The sequence below is a fragment of the Oryzihumus sp. genome, from assembly GCF_036391795.1.
Taxonomy (GTDB): domain Bacteria; phylum Actinomycetota; class Actinomycetes; order Actinomycetales; family Dermatophilaceae; genus Oryzihumus.
The window spans coordinates 1-15,829 of sequence record NZ_DASVZH010000320.1 but is presented as its reverse complement, the minus strand read 5'-3'; the positions used below and the strand labels follow the sequence as shown (position 1 = coordinate 15,829).

Sequence of the window (15,829 nt, the reverse complement as noted above, 5' to 3'; positions counted from 1 at the left end):
TTCTCCAGGGCGCGCTGCAGCGCGCCGATGTCGTCGCGCAGCCGGGCCGCCTGCTCGTAGTCCATCTCGGCGGCGGCAGCCTTCATCCGCTGCTCGGGCCGCTTGACGAACTTGGTCGTGTTGCCGGCCATGAAGTCGCAGAAGTCCTCGGCGATGGCGCGGTGCTCGTCGGCGTCGACCCGGCCCACGCAGGGCGCGGAGCACTTGTCGATGTAGCCGAGCAGGCACGGCCGGCCGACCTGGCCGGCGCGCTTGAACACCCCGCCGCTGCAGGTGCGCATCGGGAAGACGCGCAGCAGCAGGTCGAGCGTCTCGCGGATCGCCCAGGCGTGGGCGTAGGGACCGAAGTAGCGGGTGCCCTTGCGTTTGGCGCCGCGCAGCACCTGGGCCCGCGGGAACTCCTCGCCCATCGTCACCGCGAGGTAGGGGTAGGACTTGTCGTCGCGGTACTTGACGTTGAAGCGCGGGTCGAACTCCTTGATCCAGGAGTACTCCAGCTGCAGCGCCTCGACCTCGTTGCTGACCACGGTCCACTCGACGCTGGCACCGGTGGTGACCATCGTGCGGGTGCGCGGGTGCAGCGCGGCGACGTCCTGGAAATAGGAGGACAGCCGCGAGCGCAGCGACTTGGCCTTGCCGACGTAGATGACCCGCCCGGCGGCGTCGCGGAAGCGGTAGACGCCCGGGTCGACAGGGATCTCCCCCGGTTTGGGGCGGTAGGACGAGGGGTCGGCCACGCCCCCACCCTATGAGGCGGGACCGACCGGCCCCGCCACCGTCTCAGGTGACGGTGATCCCGTCGGCGCTGACCTTGACGCCCTTGGGCGCCAGCGGCTGGGTCGCCGGGCCGCGCTTCACCGCACCGGTGCTGATGTCGTACTGGCTCCCGTGGCAGCCGCAGTTGATCGTGCCGCCCGAGACGTCGGCGACGATGCAGCCCATGTGCGTGCACACGGCCGAGAACGCCTTGAACTGCCCGGACGTCGGCTGTGTCACGACCACCTTGGCGTCGGCGAGCACCTTGCCCCCACCGACGGGGACCTGCGCGGACTTGACCGCGTTCTTCGCGGCGTCCGTGGCGGAGCCGACGGCCTCGGACGCGGCGGACGAGGCCGCCTGCCCGGCGCCGCTGCCGCACGCGGCCAGGACGCCGGCACCGGCGACCACGGCGCCGATCGCGCCGGCACCGCGCAGGACGGTACGGCGGTCGAGACAGCCTGCGCAGGCCTCGACAGGGGTCTGGTGGTCGAGCTCGGTCACTGCAGCCTCCCGGATCCGTGCCGGCGACGCCGGCGACTGTCGGGGACAACGTAGGCGCCCTTGCTGTGGTTCACACCCTCCCCCGCCCACGATTTCCCCCGCACAGGGCTGTCCGGACGGGCGCGCATCGGGGACAGTTGTGCCCATGGAGCTCGCGGAGTACCAGGGGTTCACCGACTCCCTCACGGAGTCGCTCGGGGGACGACCGGAGGTCCTTGGCCTGGTGGCGCTCGGGTCGATGGCCCTGCGCGACTACGCGCCCGACCGGCACAGCGACCACGACTTCTTCGTGGTGACCCGGCTCGGCGCCGCGGAGATGCTGCGCAGCGACCTGTCCTGGCTGCCGGACAGCGAGCGGATCTCGTTCACCTTCCGGGAGACCGCCCACGGCCTGAAGGTCCTCTACGACAGCGGCCACCTGCTCGAGCTGGCCGTCTTCGAGCCCGACGAGCTCGCCCTCGCCCGCGTCAACCGGTACCGCGTGCTGCTGGACCGCGCGGACGTCACCGAGCGGCTGACGGCCGTGGCGGCCGCCACGAGCGCCGTGGTGGACAAGGAGGCCGAGACCGACGAGTACCTCGTCGGGCAGTTCCTCACCAACGTCCTCGTCGGGGTCGGGCGCTGGCGCCGCGGGGAGAAGCTCAGCGGCCGGTCCCTGGTGCAGAGTGGCGCCGTGCGGCACCTGCTGGTGCTGCTGAACCGGCACGTGGTCAGCGCCAACGCCGGGCTGCTGGACTCGCTGGAGCCGACGCGCCGGTTCGAGCGGGTCCACCCGTTGCTGGGCGCCGAGCTCGACGACGCCCTCTCGCTGGACCTGCCGGAGTCGGCGGTGCGGCTCGTCGACCTCGCGGAATGGGAGCTGCACAAGCGCGCGCCGGGGGTCGAGTGGCCCACCGAGGCGTTCTCGCTGGTGCGCCAGCAGATCTCCCCGCCGCCGCGGGAGCGCCGCAAGCACCCCGAGTCGTAGCCGACCCGTGGGCCTGCGGCGCCGCCGCGCGCAGGCTTCAGGCCTTCGGGCGGGTGGCCTTCGTGGCCGCCGTCCTCGCTGTCCCCGTCTTTCCCGTCGCCTTCGTCCCGCCGGTCTTCTTCGCGGCCGCCTTCGTCGCGCCGGCCCGGGAGGCACCCGACTTCGTGGCGCCGGTCTTCTTCGCGGCCGCCTTCCTGGCCGGGGTGGTCGCCGACGAGGTGGCAGTCTTGCGGGAGGAGGCCCGCGCGGCGGCGACGGTCTTGGGAGCCTTGGCGCTGCCCGGGGCCGGCGAACCGGCTTTGCCGGAGGCCGTGACCGCAGACCCGGTGGCCCGTCCCGGGGTCCGCGCGCTGCGGGCCAGGATCGGGGCGAGGAACCGCCCGGTGTGGCTCTCCTCGTGGACGGCGACGTCCTCCGGCGTGCCCGTCGCGACGACCTGGCCGCCCCGGTGACCACCCTCGGGACCCATGTCGACGATCCAGTCGGCGTTCTTGATCACGTCGAGGTTGTGCTCGATGACGATGACCGTGTTGCCCTTGTCCACCAGGCCCTGGAGCACTCCGAGCAGCTTGCGGATGTCCTCGAAGTGCAGGCCGGTGGTCGGCTCGTCGAGGACGTAGATCGTGCGCCCGGTCGAGCGCTTCTGCAGCTCGGAGGCGAGCTTGACCCGCTGGGCCTCGCCACCGGAGAGGGTCGGCGCGGGCTGGCCGAGGCGGACGTAGCCGAGGCCGACGTCGACGAGCGTCTTGAGGTGGCGCGAGATGGCCGGCACGGCCTCGAAGAACTCGGCGGCCTCCTCGATCGGCATGTCGAGGACGTCGGCGATCGTCTTGCCCTTGAAGTGCACCTCCAGCGTCTCGCGGTTGTAGCGGGCGCCGTGGCAGACCTCGCACGGGACGTAGACGTCGGGCAGGAAGTTCATCTCGATCTTGATCGTGCCGTCGCCGGAGCACGCGTCGCAGCGACCGCCCTTGACGTTGAACGAGAACCGGCCCGGCATGTAGCCGCGGATCTTGGCCTCGGTGGTCTCGGCGAACAGCTTGCGCATGTTGTCGAAGACCCCGGTGTAGGTGGCCGGGTTGGACCGCGGGGTGCGCCCGATGGGGCTCTGGTCGACGTGGACGACCTTGTCGAGGTGCTCGAGGCCCTTGACCGTCTTGTGCCGCCCGGGCACGTGGCGGGCGCCGTTGAGCTTGTTGGCCAGGACGTTGTAGAGGATGTCGTTGACCAGGGTCGACTTGCCCGACCCGGACACGCCGGTGACCGCGACGAGGTTGCCGAGCGGGAAGCTCACGTCGACGCCGTCGAGGTTGTGCTCGCGCGCCCCGACCACGGTGACCTCGCGGCCCTTCTCCTGCGGGCGGCGCAGCTCGGGCACCTCGATCTCGCGGCGGCCGGACAGGTAGGCGCCGGTGATCGAGTCGGGGTGGTTGAGCAGGTCGGCGACCGGGCCGGAGTGGACCACGTGGCCGCCGTGCTCACCGGCGCCGGGGCCGATGTCGACGACCCAGTCGGCCGTGGCGATGGTGTCCTCGTCGTGCTCGACCACGATGAGGGTGTTGCCCAGGTCGCGCAGCCGGGTCAGCGTCTCGATGAGGCGGTGGTTGTCGCGCTGGTGCAGCCCGATCGACGGCTCGTCGAGGACGTAGAGCACGCCGACCAGGCCGGACCCGATCTGGGTGGCCAGACGGATGCGCTGCGCCTCCCCACCGGAGAGGGTGCCCGCCGGCCGGTCGAGGGAGAGGTAGTCCAGGCCGACGTCGAGCAGGAATCCCAGCCGGGCCTCGATCTCCTTGATCACCCGCTCGGCGATCTGCCGCTCGCGCGTGGTGAACTCCACCCCCTGGAGGAACGTGGCGCAGTCGGCGATCGCGAGCGCGCAGACGTCGGAGATGCTGCGGCCGCCGACGAGGACCGCCAGGGACTCCGGCTTGAGCCGGGCGCCCTTGCACTCGGGGCACGGCACCTCGCGCATGTAGCCCTCGTAGCGCTCCCGGCTCCAGTCCGAGTCGGTCTCGGCGTGCCGGCGCTTGACGAACGGGACGACGCCCTCGAACCCGGTCGTGTAGGAGCGGTCGCGGCCGTAGCGGTTGCGGTACTTGACGTGGACCTTGTAGTCCTGCCCGTAGAGCAGCGCGTCCCGGGCCCGCTCGGGCAGGGAGTGCCACGGCTTGTCGAGGCTGAACTTCAGGTCGTCGGCCAGCGCGCCGATGACCCGCAGGAAGTAGTCGGCCGAGCCGGACCCCTGCGCCCACGGTGCGATGGCACCGTCGCGGATGGACAGGTCCTCGTCGGGCACGAGCAGCTCGGGGTCGACCTCGAGCTCGGTGCCCAGGCCGGTGCACTTGGGGCAGGCGCCGAACGGGCTGTTGAACGAGAACGAGCGCGGCTCGACCTCGTCGATGGCCAGCGGGTGGTTGTTGGGGCAGGCCATCTTCTCCGAGAAGCGCCGCTCCCGCTCCGGGTCCGTGGCGTCGAGGTCGACGAAGTCGATGATGAGCACCCCGCCGGTCAGCGACAGCGCGGTCTCCACCGAGTCGGTGAGCCGCCGCTTGGCGCCGGCGTCGTTGCCCTTGGCCACGAGCCGGTCGATGACCACCTCGATGGTGTGCTTCTTCTGCTTCTCCAGCTTGGGCGGCTCGGTGAGGGTGATGACCTCGCCGTCGACGCGCGCCCGGGAGAAGCCCTTGGTCTGCAGCTCGGCGAACAGGTCGACGAACTCACCCTTGCGCGCCTGGACGACGGGCGCGAGCACCTGGAAGCGGGTGCGCTCGGGCAGCTCGAGCAGCCGGTCGACGATCTGTTGCGGGGTCTGCCGGGTGACCGGCTCGCCGCACACCGGGCAGTGCGGCCGCCCGGCGCGGGCGAACAGCAGGCGCAGGTAGTCGTAGACCTCGGTGATCGTGCCCACCGTGGAGCGGGGGTTGCGGTTGGTCGACTTCTGGTCGATCGAGACCGCCGGGCTCAGGCCCTCGATGAAGTCCACGTCGGGCTTGTCCATCTGCCCGAGGAACTGCCGGGCGTAGGCCGACAGCGACTCGACGTAGCGCCGCTGCCCCTCCGCGAAGATCGTGTCGAACGCCAGCGAGGACTTGCCGGAGCCGGACAGGCCGGTGAACACGACGAGGCTGTCGCGCGGCAGGTCGACCGAGACGTCCTTGAGGTTGTGCTCGCGCGCACCGCGCACGATCAGGCGGTCATGGGTATGGCGAGTGGTCACTTCGGGCACGTCCGCCATGCTAGGTGCCCCGACCGACAGACCCATCCCCGCGCCCGCCCGGCGCCCCCGCGACCTGCGGCGACGCGCCGCCCGGCGGCGTGCCGGGCACCGCTCCAGCCACACGGCATACAGTCCGGGCATGGCACTCCCGATCGAGGACTATGCCCTGCTCGGCGACACCGGCACCGCCGCGCTCGTCGGCCGCGACGGCTCGGTGGACTGGCTCTGCCTGCCGCGATTCGACTCCCCCGCGTGCTTCGCCGCGCTGCTCGGCACCCCCGAGCACGGCCGCTGGCTGCTCGGGCCGGTCGGGGCGGCGCGCACCACCCGGCGCTACCTGGGGTCCAGCTTCGTGCTGGAGACCACCCACGAGACCGACACCGGGGTGGTCCGGGTCACCGACGTCATGCCGCTCGGCGACGGCCGCGCCGACATCGTCCGCCGCGTGGAGGGCGTCTCGGGCACGGTCCGGGTGCGGCACGAGTGGGTGGTCCGGTTCTCCTACGGCAAGGTCCGCCCGTGGGTGACCCGCCACAAGGACGACCACGGCGACGAGTGGATCTCGGCGATCGCCGGGCCCGACATGCTCGTGCTGCGTGGCTCACGGCTGCCCCAGCCCGAGGACGGCCATCACGTCGACGAGTTCGAGGTGGCCGCCGGCGAGGAGCTGACGTTCTCCACGACCTGGTTCAAGTCCCACCACCCGGTGCCCGAGCCGCTGGACGTCGACGAGCGGATCGCCGACACGTTGCGGCGCTCGGAGAGCTGGGCCGGGATCTGCAACCACACCGGGCCGTGGCGCGAGGCGGTGCTGCGCTCCCTGCTGGTGCTGCGGCTGCTCACCCACGCGGGCACCGGGGGCATCGTCGCGGCCCCCACCACGTCGCTGCCGGAGGACTTCGGCGGCCACCGCAACTGGGACTACCGCTACTGCTGGCTGCGGGACGCCTCCCTGACCCTGCAGGCCCTGCTCGGCTCGGGCTACCTGGAGGAGACCGTGCTCTGGCGCGGATGGCTGCTGCGCGCCATCGCCGGCGACCCCGACGACATGCAGATCATGTATGCCGTGGACGGCGGCCGCGAGCTGCCCGAGCGGGAGCTGGAGCACCTGCCCGGCTACGCCGGGTCCCGGCCGGTGCGGGTGGGCAACGGGGCGGTGGAGCAGCGGCAGACCGACGTGCTCGGCGAGGTCATGGCCGCCCTGGAGCTGGCCCGCCGGATGGGGCTGAAGGAGACCGAGGACTCCTGGTCGCTGCAGAGCGCGCTCGTGGAGGCGCTGGCCGAGCACTGGGACGCGCCGGACAACGGCCTGTGGGAGATCCGCGGGCCGCAGCGGCACTTCACCCACTCCCGGGTCATGGTGTGGGCGGCCTTCGACGCCGCGGTGTCGGCGGTGGAGCGGCACGGCCTCTCCGGGCCGGTGGACCAGTGGCGCGCGATCCGCGACGAGGTGCACCGGGAGGTGCTGGAGCGCGGCTTCGACGCCGAGCGGGGCACCTTCGTGCAGCACTACGACACCCGCGAGGTCGATGCCTCGCTGCTGCTGATCCCCGCGGTCGGCTTCCTGCCCGGGGAGGACCCCCGCGTGCTGGGCACCATCCGCGCCGTCGAGGAGGACCTGCTGCACGAGGGGCTGGTGCTGCGCTACCGCACGCAGAGCGGCGTCGACGGGCTCAGCGGGGACGAGCACCCGTTCCTGGCGTGCTCCTTCTGGCTGGCCTCCGCCTACGCCCTCGCCGGCCGCCGCACCGAGGCCGAGGCGCTGATGGACCGCCTGGTCGGTCTGGCCAACGACCTGGGCCTGCTCGCCGAGGAGTACGACCCGGTCCGCGAGCGCATGGTCGGCAACTTCCCGCAGGCCTTCTCCCACCTGGCACTCATCGGCGCGGCGATGACCCTGCGCGACGCCTCGCCAGAGGGCGCGCGGCCCTTCGCCGGCAGCTAGGTTGGCGCCCATGGCTGCCACCTCGCACCTGGCCGACAACCTCGCACTGCTCGAGGTCGAGACCGCCGCCCTGCTGCGCACCGCGTCCGCCCTGGACGAGGTCTCGGTGCGCGAGGGCAGCCTGTGCGAGGGGTGGTCCCGCGCGCACGTGCTGTCCCACCTCGCCCGCAACGCCGACGCCCTGGGCAACCTCGTGCACTGGGCGGTGACCGGGGAGCCGACCCCGATGTACGCCTCCCCCGAGGCCCGCGACGCCGACATCGAGGACGGCGCCCGGCGAACGCTGAGCGCGATCCTCGCCGACCTCGAGGCCTCGGCGGCCCGGTTCGCCGCCGCCGCGCCCGGACTGTCCGGCGAGCCCGAGGCGGCCGAGGTCGAGATGCGCGGCGGCGTGCGCGTCAGCGCGGGGTCCCTGCCGACCCTGCGGCTGCGCGAGGTTGTGTTCCACCACGTCGACCTCGACGCCGGCTACGGCTTCGCCGACGCCGACCCCGGCTTCGTGCGCCGGTCGGTCGACCACGCCGTCGGGCGGCTGCACGCCCCGGACCTGGCCCTGACGCTGCGCTCCCGGGAGGGCGGTGAGTGGGCCGTCGGCGGCGGCGGGCAGGTGGTCACCGGCACCGACGCCGATCTGCTGACGTGGCTGGCGCGGGGCGTGGACCTGGGGCTGTCCAGCGACCGCCCCGTTCCCACTCCGCCGTCCTGGGGCTGACGCCGAGCCGGGTGCCGACGCCGCGCGTGCCGCGGCGGGCATCCCGGTGGGTCGGCGTGCGACCTCCCAGTTGGGTCAGCCGCTCCGGCCGGCCATCGGTGCGTGGTGGCCCGGGGTGTGGGTGCCCCCGCCCGAGCCGCCCGGGCCGGCGTTCCCCCCGCCGGTGGGCTCCTCGTCGAGGCCGCCCCGGCGAGCCAGGGCGACGGCGGTGAGGGCCGAGTGCACCTCGAGCTTGTGCAGGATGCTCTGCACGTGGGTCCGGACGGTGTTCGGTGAGACCTGCAGCAGCTCCCCGATCTGCTTGCGGGCCATCCCCTGCATCAGGCAGCGCAGCACCTCGCGCTCGCGCGGGGTGAGCCGCTCGACCGCCTCCCCCTCCGCGGACAGCTCCCGTCCCCCGCCGGCCAGCCCGTTGAGCATGCGCTGGAGCATGGCCGCGGGCACGTGCGTCTCGCCACGGGCGGCCCCCCGCAGGGCCGAGACGAGCCCCTCGATCTCGCCGTCCTTGGTGACCCAGCCCCGCGCCCCCACCTGGACCGCCTCCAGCATCCGGCTGGTGTCGCGCGCCCCGGTGACGACCACCAGCGCGGTCTCGGGGTACTGCGCCGCGATCCGGCGCCCCAGCTCGAGCCCGTCCTCACCCGCGAGGTCGAGGTCGAGGGTCACCACGTCGACGGGGTGCTCCTGCATCACGCGCAGCGCCTGGTCAGCGGTCGACGCCGTCCCCACCGGTTCGAAGTCCGGCTGGGACCCCAGGAACTGGGCCAGCGCCTCTGCGAACACCGGGTGGTCGTCCACGACAAGCACCCTGATTGTCTGTGCGGCCATGGTGTACAGCCTGTGGGAGACGGCATCTGCGCAGATCGGGCGAAGGAGGGACCGCCGCCTCATGCAGATGGACGGGTACCCGGCTCAGCGCATGCGCGGGGGCCACATCTCCGGCGTGCCGTGGGCGGTCATCAGGGCCGCGACCTGCAGCCGCGAGTGCACGCCGAGCTTGGCGAGGAGGTTCTGCACGTGGGTCCGGGCGGTGCTGCGGCGCACCCCGAGGCTCTCGGCCATCTCGTCGGTGGACTGGCCGTCCATGATGCAGCGCATGACCTCCCACTCACGGTCGGTCAGGAACTTGAGCACCCACAGCGGGTCGTCCACCGCCGGGCGCGGGCGCAGGGCCTGCTGCAGCAGCACCGGGTCCACCGCCGTCTGGCCGCGGCGTGCCTGCTCGAGCGCGCCGACGATGTCGGCCACCGGGCGGTCCTTGCCGATGAAGCCGTGCGCCCCCTGGGCGATCGCCTCGGCCACCACGCTGTGGTCCGCGGAGGCGGACAGGATGACGATCTTGGCGGTGGGGCAGGCCTGCCGCAGCTCGCTGATCGACCCCAGGGCGGTCCCGTCCGGGAAGTTCAGGTCCAGCAGGACGGCGTCGGGCTGGTGCTCGCGCACCGCGGCCACCGCGTCGGTGGTGTTGACCGCCATGGCCAGCACCTCCTGGCCGCTCTCCCCGAGGGCGAGGCTCAGCGCCTCGAGCAGCAGCCTATGGTCATCGCAGACGACGAGACGCACGACACATCACCGGACCAATCTCTCAGGAAGCGGCCGCAGCAGGAGCCACGGCGGGCAGCGTGATCCGGGCAACGGCGCCACGGGACTCACCGGGGACGAGCTCGAAGCGCCCGCCGCACGAGGCGACGAGGGCACGGGTGATCGTGAGGCCGAGCGAGGTCCGCGAGGCGACGTGCCCGAGCCCGGGCCCGTCGTCACTCACGGTCACCGTCACGGCCCCGAGGGACTGCTGCACCGAGACGAGGACGTGTCCGCCCTCGCCGGCGGCGCGCACCGCGTTGTCCACCAGGCAGCCGATGGCCCGGCTCAGCGCTACGGGCTTGGCCAGCACCATGGCCGTGTCGCCGTGGACGCACCTGACCTCGCCGTCCGCCGTGGGCTGGGCACGCACCGCGCACATCTCGGCCAGGTGCCCGGCGTCAACATACTCGGCCAGGTCCGACTTGGCCCCGACGAGCACCTCGTCGACCATCTCGGCCAGCCAGGAGGCCTGTTCGAGGATGCCCTCCAGGCGCCGGCGAACGTCGCCGCCGTCGGCGGCCGCGAGCAGGCGGATGGCCGCGAGCGGCTGGCGCAGGTCGTGGCACAGGGCCCTGATCGTGTCGACGTCAGACCCCTGCGCCAGTGGCGCCCGCAAGGGGTCGTGCACCACAGCTGTTGTCATCTCAGCACCTCAAACCCAGGTCTTGGGGAGGGACCGACCATCGCCGTACGGGCGTGTCCGGAGCCCTTACCTACGCCAAGTTAGGTGCCTGCGTGGAGGACGGGCCATAGTCAATCGTGACTATTGGCGGGCGAAACTTTTGCCGGAGACAGATCAGGCATTTGCCAAGATGGACGCATGCCCTACACCGGTGACGTGACCCCTGGCGGTCCCAGCCAGACCCGCGAGCTGCCCGCCCTGACGATCCGCAAGGCCAGCGTGTCCGAGATGGACAACAACGTCTACCTGCTCACCTGCCGGACCACCGGCGCCCAGCTGCTCGTCGACGCCGCCGACGACGCCCCGCGGATCCTGGCCCTGCTGCAGGAGGGCACCGGGGGCCTGGACCTGGTCGTCACGACCCACCAGCACTGGGACCACCACCGCGCCCTGGCCGAGGTGGTGGCCGCGACCGGGGCGACCACGGCGGCCGGCGAGGCCGACGCGCCGCACCTGCCGGTGAAGCCTGATCAGCTTCTGCACCAAGGCGATTCGGTCGCCTTCGGCGAGGTCAGGCTTGACGTGGTCCATCTGCGCGGGCACACCCCCGGGTCGGTCGCGCTGGCCTACGAGGACCCCGAGGGCAGCACGCACCTGTTCACCGGGGACTCGCTGTTCCCCGGCGGCGTGGGCAACACGGGCCAGGACCCGGCCCGCTTCACCGCACTGCTGGACGACGTGGAGCACCGCGTGTTCGACGTCTACGACGACCGCGCCTGGGTCTACCCCGGTCACGGCGGGGACACCACCCTGGGCGCCGAGCGCCCGCACCTGCCGGAGTGGCGCGCACGCGGTTGGTAGGACCAACGTCCTGACTACTCCCCGACCCCGCGACTGGCCGGTCAGGTGGTGGTCGTCAGGCGGTCTCGCGGGTGGCGAGCCGCTCCCGGTGGGCCCGGGCCTTGGCCCGGTTGCCGCACACCTCCATCGAGCACCACTGCCGGGACCGGTTGCGCGAGATGTCGTAGAACGCCCAGCGGCAGTCGTCGGCCGGGCAGATCTTCACCCGGTCCAGCCGCTGCTCGATGGCCACGGTGGCGGCGGCCGCCGCGAGGAAGCCCACGGGGCCCTCGGCGCTGAGCTCCACCTGCCCGTCGCCGGTCAGCGCGACCTGGATGCCGACCTGGCGCACCTGGGCGCACGGCTCCCCCGCTGCGCGCGCCCGCAGGTCGTCCCGCAGCTGCCTGGCCTGGGCCAGCTCCGCCTCCCCCGTGGCCACGTCGAAGCACCCGAGCTCGTGCGTCTCCAGCCATCCCCGCCAGGACTCACCCGTGGCCAGCGCGTCAGTGCCCTCATCCACGTCGAGCGTGTTGAGGAAGTCGACGAGCAGCTCGGCGGGGTCCCCACAGACGTCCAGGAGCACGAGGGGTCGGGTTCCGGACAGGCCTGCGCTCTTTTCTGCCATGTAACCACCATAGCCGAAAAGGTGGTTGCACGACATCCGGGGTAACTGCCATCATCATTTCACCGGTTAGCAACGATGGTGACCGGTGAACCGGAGGAGAGATCGACATGCTGAACCCCGAACTGACGCGGGCCCTGGCTGACGAGCGCGTCCACGAGCTGCACCGTCGGGCGGACCACTACCTGCCCGTCAGTGCCGCGAGCGCACGGTTCCTCGGGCTCCAGGCCCTCGGCCGTGGCCACCGTCTGCACCTGCCGCACCTGCACCGGCGGGCCCGTACGGCGGCCCGGGCAGCCGCGGCAGCCGCCAGCACCACTGCGGCACCGGCGACCGGCCACCCGGCGGGCAGTTCCCCGATGGGCTGCGCCGCGTGAGCACCCCCACCACCGGCGTGGGGGTCGGAGCGCTCGACACGGTCGTGCTCGACTGCCCCGACCCCCGCGCCCTGGCACAGTTCTACGCCGGCCTCCTCGGCACCACGGTCAGCGCGGACGAGGACACCGGCGAGGACGGCTCCTGGGTGAGCCTGGAGGCCGCGCCGGGCGGGGTCGCCCTGGGCTTCCAGCGCGCATCCCGCTACGAGCCGCCTGCGTGGCCGGACGGCCCGCCCCAGCAGCTGCACCTCGACGTGGCCGTCACCGACCTCGTCGCCGCGCACGACCAGGTGCTCGCCCTCGGCGCGCGACCCCTGGACCCGGTTGCCGACCCGCAGCCCGGCGACACCCGCAGCTTCAGGGTCTACGCGGACCCGGCAGGGCACCCGTTCTGCCTGTGCCGCTGCTGAGCCAGCCACCCACGGCGGCACCGACCGCGGCGATGGACGGCCAGGCCAACGAGCCGTGGTCCACCGGTCCGTCGCCGAGGTCGGTGGCGGTCACCGCCACCGAGGCCCAGAGGCCACCGCACTCCAGCAGTCCCACGTCGTGGCGGATTCCCGGCAGGTCCCCGGTCTTGTTGCCGCAGGAGACCGCCGGCGGCAGCAGGGCAGGCAGCCCGTCGCGCAGCTGCTGACGACCCAGCAGCGCGAAGGCCTCCCGGGTCTGCTCGGGCGGCAGCACCTCACCCCGGCGCACCGCCGCCACGAGCGCAGCGAGGTCGCGCGCGCTGGTGAGGTTGTCCCGCCCGGCGTCGCGGGCGGCGAAGTCCATCATCCGCCGTTGCAGACGCGTGTCGGCCAGACCGAGGCCGGCGGCGACCGAGGACAGCTCGCCCGGTCCGACCAGGTCGAGCACGACGTTGGTGGCGTCGTTGTCGCTCAGCGTCACCATGAGCTCCAGCAGCTCCCCCAGGCGCAGCCGGGTGACCGAGCCCAGCGCCTGCAGCGGCCCGCTCCCCCCGACCCGCTCCGCCGGTGCCGGCAGGTCGAGCAGGTCCCCCAGGCCGCTGCGGCGGTCCGCGACCCGCCGCAGAGCGGCGACCAGGACGAGGACCTTGATGGTGGAGGCCGCCGGGACGACCCGGTCGCCCCCGAGGTCGACCACCACGCCCGAGGCGTCCTGGACGACCACCCCGAGCGTGCCCGGGGCGCGCCGGATGATGGACCTGATCTCCTCGGCGAGCACGACATGTGAGTATGGCCTGCGTGGACGCCCGCATGTACGTCACCGTCCCGGTGACCGCCCTCTGGACCAGCGCCCGGGCCCCCCGGGAGGTCGACGGCCCCGCCGTGGCCGAGCAGCCCGACGTCCAGGCCTGGCTCGCCCTGCTCGACGAGGCCCTCCCCGAGGGCCGGCTAGGCCTGCACGGGCGGGTGCTCACCCAGCTCGAGCGCGGTGAGCCCGTCCTGGTGCTCGACCGCTCCGCCGACGGCTGGGCCGAGGTCGTCTGCCCCTGGCAGCCGAGCTCGCTGGACGCCCGCGGCTACCCGGGCTGGGTGCCCCTGTCCCACCTCGGCGCCGAACACCCCCGAGGCACCGGCGCCGCGCCCGAGCAGCCCACCGGTGCCACCACGACCGCGCCGCGGGTCGAGGGGACCTTCCTCGAGCGTGCGGGCCGGCACATCGGCCTGCGCTACCTGTGGGGCGGGATGTCTGCCGAGGGGCTCGACTGCTCCGGCCTGGTCCACCGTGCCATGCGCGAGCTCGGCGTCGTCGTGCCCCGTGACGCCGACGACCAGCACGACGCGTGCGAGCCGGTGCCGCTGGAGCAGGTGCGCCCCGGCGACCTGTACTTCTTCGCCCGCGAGGGCCGGCGCGCCCACCACGTCGGCATCGTCACCGCGCCGGGCCGGATGCTGCACGCCCCCGAGAACGACGGCCTCGGCGTGATCCTCGAGGAGGACCTCGACGCCGACCGGCTGGCCACCCTGGCCGGCGCCGGACGCTTCCCGGGCGCGCCGCACACGAGCTGATGTCGCGCCGGCTGCCCGCGCCGCTGCTGGTCGTGGCCGCGGTCGTGTCCGTGCAGTTCGGTGGTGCGCTGGCCGCCACCCTGGTGCCGGTGGTCGGCCCGGCCGGGTCGGTCGCGCTGCGCCTGGTCATCGCCGCCGCCCTGCTGCTGGCCGCCGCGCGACCCCGGCTGGCCGGTCACGACCGCGCCGCGTGGCTGACCGTGGCCGCCTTCGGGCTCAGCCTGGGCGTGATGAACCTGTGCTTCTACGCCGCCCTCGCCCGGCTGCCGATCGGCGTGGCCGTGACCATCGAGTTCATCGGGCCGCTGCTGCTCGCCACGGTGCTGTCCCGGCGCCGCCTGGACCTGCTCGCCGTGGCCGGCGCCGCGCTCGGCGTGGCCCTCATCTCCGGTGCCGTCGACACCCCCTGGGCCGACCTGGACCTGGCCGGGCTGGGACTGGCCGCGGCCGCGGGCGCCTGCTGGGCGGCATACATCGTGCTGTCCGGACGCACCGGCGCCCGGTTCGCCCAGCTGGACGGGCTGGCCCTGGCGATGGCCGTGGCCGCCGTGCTCATCGCACCGCTGGGGATCGCCACGGCAGGACCCCGGCTGTGGGACGCGGACGTGCTCTGGCGCGGCGCGGGGATCGCGCTGCTGTCGTCGGTGCTGCCCTACTCGCTGGAGCTCATGGCGCTGCGGCGCCTGTCGGCGCAGGTGTTCGGCGTGCTGCTCAGCCTGGAGCCGGCCTGCGCGGCCCTCGCCGGGCGCCTGGTCCTCGGCCAGCAGCTGCGGCCCACCCAGCTCGCCGGCATGGCCCTCGTCGTGGCGGCGAGCGCGGTGGTGATGGGGGCCCGGCCTGCGGGCGTGCAACCGGCCGACCCGCTCGGCGGGAGCAGTGCCGCGGACGACACCGACGGCGCGGGGGCCAGGACGCCGCCCCCGGCCGAGGCACGGGGTGCGGCGCCTGACCCTCCCCGCGTCAGGAGGACGTCACCTCGGCGCGCGCGTCGCGACCGGACTTGACCAGGCTCGCGACGGTCGTCACGGCCAGGACCCCGACGATCACGCCGAGCGACACCGAGATCGGGATGTCCGGCGCCCAGTGCACCGGCTGGCCGCCGTTGATGAACGGCACCGAGTTCTCGTGCAGGGCGTGCAGGACGAGCTTCACCCCGATGAACGCCAGCAGGACGGCCAGCCCGATGCTGAGGTAGACCAGGCGCCGGAGCAGCCCACCGAGGAGGAAGTACAGCTGGCGCAGGCCCATCAGCGCGAACAGGTTGGCCGTGAGCACCAGGTAGGGCTCCTTGGTCAGGCCGTAGATCGCCGGGATCGAGTCGAGCGCGAACAGCAGGTCGGTGGTGCCGAGGGCGAGGATGACGATGAACATCGGGGTGACCAGCCGCTTGCCCGCGTCGACGACCGTCAGGTGCGGACCGTGCCACTCCTTCGTCGCGGGGAAGCGCGCCTCGACCCAGCGCAGGAACCGGTTCTCCTCGAACTCCTCGTCGTCGCTCTCACCCTCGCGTGCCAGCTTGACCGCGGTGTAGATGAGGAACGCCCCGAACAGGTAGAACACCCAGGCGAACTGGTTGATCACGGCCGCGCCGACGCCGATGAAGATGCCGCGCAGCACCAGCGCGATGACGATGCCCGCCATCAGCGCCGTCTGCTGCAGCCTCTCGGGCACGCCGAACTTGGCCATGATGATGAGGAAGACGAA

General features: G+C 72.9%; 17 protein-coding genes. 8 read left to right on the top strand and 9 right to left on the bottom strand.

What is annotated here, in order from left to right; genetic code table 11:
• Together uvrC and VF825_RS19380 are read right to left on the bottom strand one after the other, a co-directional pair.
• Positions 1-737, bottom strand: a 737-nt coding sequence (gene uvrC, locus VF825_RS19385) for an excinuclease ABC subunit UvrC (protein ID WP_331116488.1), incomplete at its 3' end; no start/stop codon positions are given.
• Positions 738-780: 43 nt separating this feature from the next.
• A complete protein-coding gene (locus VF825_RS19380) occupies positions 781-1,260 on the bottom strand; it encodes a Rieske (2Fe-2S) protein (protein ID WP_331116486.1) in 480 nt (159 codons plus the stop codon).
• 145 nt (positions 1,261-1,405) lie between these two features.
• Here VF825_RS19380 and VF825_RS19375 point away from each other — a divergent pair, with 145 nt between their 5' ends.
• Entirely contained in the window at positions 1,406-2,227 is an 822-nt protein-coding gene (locus tag VF825_RS19375) for a hypothetical protein (RefSeq protein ID WP_331116484.1), read from the top strand.
• 37 nt (positions 2,228-2,264) lie between these two features.
• On the opposite strand, the gene uvrA is transcribed toward VF825_RS19375, so the two are convergent.
• The gene (uvrA, locus tag VF825_RS19370) at positions 2,265-5,465 is read right to left on the bottom strand and encodes an excinuclease ABC subunit UvrA (protein ID WP_331116483.1); all 3,201 of its coding nucleotides are present in this window, start codon (positions 5,463-5,465) and stop codon (positions 2,265-2,267) included.
• Between the two features lie 121 nt (positions 5,466-5,586).
• On the opposite strand from uvrA, the gene VF825_RS19365 reads away from it, so the two are divergent.
• Together VF825_RS19365 and VF825_RS19360 are read left to right on the top strand one after the other, a co-directional pair.
• The gene (locus VF825_RS19365) at positions 5,587-7,392 is read left to right on the top strand and encodes a glycoside hydrolase family 15 protein (protein ID WP_331116481.1); all 1,806 of its coding nucleotides are present in this window, start codon (positions 5,587-5,589) and stop codon (positions 7,390-7,392) included.
• 10 nt (positions 7,393-7,402) lie between these two features.
• Positions 7,403-8,104, top strand: a complete 702-nt coding sequence (locus tag VF825_RS19360) for a maleylpyruvate isomerase family mycothiol-dependent enzyme (protein ID WP_331116479.1) — start codon at positions 7,403-7,405, stop codon at positions 8,102-8,104.
• A 75-nt stretch (positions 8,105-8,179) separates the two neighbouring features.
• Here the strand turns inward: VF825_RS19360 and VF825_RS19355 are convergent, their stop codons facing one another.
• From VF825_RS19355 to VF825_RS19345, 3 genes are all read right to left on the bottom strand, one after another.
• Positions 8,180-8,902: a response regulator transcription factor gene (locus VF825_RS19355; RefSeq protein WP_331116477.1), complete on the bottom strand. Its 723-nt coding sequence runs from the start codon at positions 8,900-8,902 to the stop codon at positions 8,180-8,182.
• A 114-nt stretch (positions 8,903-9,016) separates the two neighbouring features.
• A complete protein-coding gene (locus VF825_RS19350; protein ID WP_331116475.1) occupies positions 9,017-9,667 on the bottom strand; it encodes a response regulator transcription factor in 651 nt (216 codons plus the stop codon).
• Between the two features lie 22 nt (positions 9,668-9,689).
• Positions 9,690-10,331: a HAMP domain-containing sensor histidine kinase gene (locus VF825_RS19345; RefSeq protein WP_331116474.1), complete on the bottom strand. Its 642-nt coding sequence runs from the start codon at positions 10,329-10,331 to the stop codon at positions 9,690-9,692.
• 177 nt (positions 10,332-10,508) lie between these two features.
• Here VF825_RS19345 and VF825_RS19340 point away from each other — a divergent pair, with 177 nt between their 5' ends.
• The gene (locus VF825_RS19340) at positions 10,509-11,171 is read left to right on the top strand and encodes an MBL fold metallo-hydrolase (RefSeq protein WP_331116473.1); all 663 of its coding nucleotides are present in this window, start codon (positions 10,509-10,511) and stop codon (positions 11,169-11,171) included.
• 55 nt (positions 11,172-11,226) lie between these two features.
• Here VF825_RS19340 and VF825_RS19335 read toward each other — a convergent pair whose 3' ends face one another.
• Positions 11,227-11,775: a CGNR zinc finger domain-containing protein gene (locus tag VF825_RS19335; RefSeq protein ID WP_331116471.1), complete on the bottom strand. Its 549-nt coding sequence runs from the start codon at positions 11,773-11,775 to the stop codon at positions 11,227-11,229.
• A 107-nt stretch (positions 11,776-11,882) separates the two neighbouring features.
• Here VF825_RS19335 and VF825_RS19330 point away from each other — a divergent pair, with 107 nt between their 5' ends.
• Together VF825_RS19330 and VF825_RS19325 are read left to right on the top strand one after the other, a co-directional pair.
• The gene (locus VF825_RS19330; protein WP_331116469.1) at positions 11,883-12,149 is read left to right on the top strand and encodes a hypothetical protein; all 267 of its coding nucleotides are present in this window, start codon (positions 11,883-11,885) and stop codon (positions 12,147-12,149) included.
• Positions 12,146-12,559 carry a VOC family protein gene (locus VF825_RS19325; RefSeq protein WP_331116467.1) on the top strand — a complete coding sequence of 138 codons (414 nt, stop codon included), beginning with the start codon at positions 12,146-12,148 and terminating at the stop codon, positions 12,557-12,559. The genes VF825_RS19330 and VF825_RS19325 overlap by 4 nt, the downstream gene beginning before the upstream one ends.
• On the opposite strand, the gene VF825_RS19320 is transcribed toward VF825_RS19325, so the two are convergent.
• Positions 12,507-13,337, bottom strand: a complete 831-nt coding sequence (locus VF825_RS19320; protein ID WP_331116465.1) for a serine hydrolase — start codon at positions 13,335-13,337, stop codon at positions 12,507-12,509. The genes VF825_RS19325 and VF825_RS19320 overlap by 53 nt on opposite strands.
• 20 nt (positions 13,338-13,357) lie before the next feature.
• Here VF825_RS19320 and VF825_RS19315 point away from each other — a divergent pair, with 20 nt between their 5' ends.
• Positions 13,358-14,125: a C40 family peptidase gene (locus VF825_RS19315; protein WP_331116463.1), complete on the top strand. Its 768-nt coding sequence runs from the start codon at positions 13,358-13,360 to the stop codon at positions 14,123-14,125.
• Positions 14,125-15,129, top strand: a complete 1,005-nt coding sequence (locus tag VF825_RS19310; RefSeq protein WP_331116461.1) for an EamA family transporter — start codon at positions 14,125-14,127, stop codon at positions 15,127-15,129. The genes VF825_RS19315 and VF825_RS19310 overlap by 1 nt, the downstream gene beginning before the upstream one ends.
• Here VF825_RS19310 and VF825_RS19305 read toward each other — a convergent pair.
• Positions 15,086-15,829: TerC/Alx family metal homeostasis membrane protein (locus VF825_RS19305; protein WP_331116459.1), on the bottom strand; the 744-nt coding region annotated here is incomplete at its 5' end. The two genes, VF825_RS19310 and VF825_RS19305, sit on opposite strands and share 44 nt — an antisense overlap.

Excerpts from the sequence above, each read along its gene's own strand:
- VF825_RS19360 (WP_331116479.1), top strand. The coding sequence starts at position 7,403 with ATGGCTGCCACCTCGCACCTGGCCGACAACCTCGCACTGCTCGAGGTC.
- VF825_RS19345 (WP_331116474.1), bottom strand. The coding sequence starts at position 10,331 with ATGACAACAGCTGTGGTGCACGACCCCTTGCGGGCGCCACTGGCGCAG.
- VF825_RS19335 (WP_331116471.1), bottom strand. The coding sequence starts at position 11,775 with ATGGCAGAAAAGAGCGCAGGCCTGTCCGGAACCCGACCCCTCGTGCTC.
- VF825_RS19310 (WP_331116461.1), top strand. The coding sequence starts at position 14,125 with ATGTCGCGCCGGCTGCCCGCGCCGCTGCTGGTCGTGGCCGCGGTCGTG.
- VF825_RS19340 (WP_331116473.1), top strand. The coding sequence starts at position 10,509 with ATGCCCTACACCGGTGACGTGACCCCTGGCGGTCCCAGCCAGACCCGC.
- VF825_RS19365 (WP_331116481.1), top strand. The coding sequence starts at position 5,587 with ATGGCACTCCCGATCGAGGACTATGCCCTGCTCGGCGACACCGGCACC.
- VF825_RS19330 (WP_331116469.1), top strand. The coding sequence starts at position 11,883 with ATGCTGAACCCCGAACTGACGCGGGCCCTGGCTGACGAGCGCGTCCAC.
- uvrA (WP_331116483.1), bottom strand. The coding sequence starts at position 5,465 with ATGGCGGACGTGCCCGAAGTGACCACTCGCCATACCCATGACCGCCTG.
- VF825_RS19375 (WP_331116484.1), top strand. The coding sequence starts at position 1,406 with ATGGAGCTCGCGGAGTACCAGGGGTTCACCGACTCCCTCACGGAGTCG.